The following is a 1,340-nucleotide window of genomic DNA, read 5'->3' as shown; positions in this document are numbered from 1 at the left end:
AGGTGGACCTGCTCGACCGCCGTGACGCCGTGTTCGCCACCGTGCAGGGGCACTACTACGCCAACCCTCCCCGCATCGAGCGTGGTTGGCGCCACCACCTGCTCTCCACCGACGGCCGCTCCTACCTCGACATCGTCAACAACGTCACCCCGCTGGGCCACGCCCATCCTCGCGTCGAGCAGGCGGTCTCCCGGCAGCTGCGACGGCTCAACACCAACTCGCGATTCCACTACGCCTCGGTGGTGGAGTTCACCGAACGCCTCGCTGTCCTCCTGCCCGAGCCCCTGGACACGGTGTTCCTGGTCAACTCCGGTTCCGAGGCGGTGGATCTGGGCCTCCGGCTGGCCATCGGTGCCTCCGGACAGCACGACGTCGTCGCACTGCGCGAGGCGTATCACGGCTGGACCTACGCCTCCGACGCGGTCTCCACCTCGCTCCAGGACAACCCGAACGCCCTCGCCACCCGTCCGAACTGGGTCCACACAGTGGACTCACCCAACTCCTACCGAGGCCGGCACCGCGGGGCTGATGCGGTGCGCTACGGGTCCGAGGCCGTCGCGGTGATCGACGAGCTGGCCGCTTCCGGCCGCCCGGCAGGAGCGTTCATCGGCGAGACCTTCTACGGCAACGCCGGCGGAGTGGCCCTGCCCGACGGCTACCTCGCCGAGGTGTACGCTGCGGTCCGCCGTCACGGCGGCCTGGCCGTCGCCGACGAGGTCCAGGTCGGCTACGGCCGTCTGGGACATTGGTTCTGGGGCTTCGAGCAGCAGCAGGTCGTCCCCGACATCGTCTGTGTGGCCAAGGCCATGGGCAACGGCCACCCCCTCGGCGCCGTCATCACGTCCAAGACCGTTGCCGACAGGTACCGCGACCAGGGCTACTTCTTCTCCTCCACCGGTGGCAGCCCCGTCTCCAGCATCGTGGGTCTCACCGTCCTGGACACCCTGCGCGACGAGGACCTCCAAGGCAATGCCATGCGTGTCGGCGGCCATCTGAAGCGCCGGCTCGAGGCACTGGCCGAGCGATACGGCGTCATCGGCGCCGTCCACGGCTCGGGCCTCTACCTCGGCCTCGAACTCGTCCGCGACCGCCTCACCTTGGAACCCGCCACGGAAGAGACCGCCGAACTCTGTGACCGGATGCTCGACCTCGGCGTGGTCGTACAGCCGACCGGTGACCACCTCAACATCCTGAAGATCAAGCCGCCGTTGTGCATCGACGCCGCCGCGGTGGACTTCTTCGCCGACATGCTGGACCGCGCCCTGGCCCAACTCGGTCACGGGAGTCACGTCTCGGCGGAGTGACGGGCGGGGTTTCGTGCGGTGGCTCGATCCGGGCAC

General features: G+C 68.8%; 1 protein-coding gene. It reads left to right on the top strand.

Annotated elements, in window-relative coordinates:
* A partial coding sequence (locus BZY54_RS47915) for an aminotransferase class III-fold pyridoxal phosphate-dependent enzyme (protein ID WP_143668433.1) occupies window positions 1-1,304 on the top strand: 1,304 nt, incomplete at its 5' end.
* Between the last annotated feature and the right edge of the window lie 36 nt (window positions 1,305-1,340).

Origin of the sequence: Streptomyces carpinensis (assembly GCF_002154505.1) — a bacterium.
Lineage (GTDB): Bacteria > Actinomycetota > Actinomycetes > Streptomycetales > Streptomycetaceae > Streptomyces > Streptomyces carpinensis.
The sequence above is the reverse complement of the archived record's forward strand: the minus strand, read 5'-3'. Positions and strand labels throughout refer to the sequence as shown.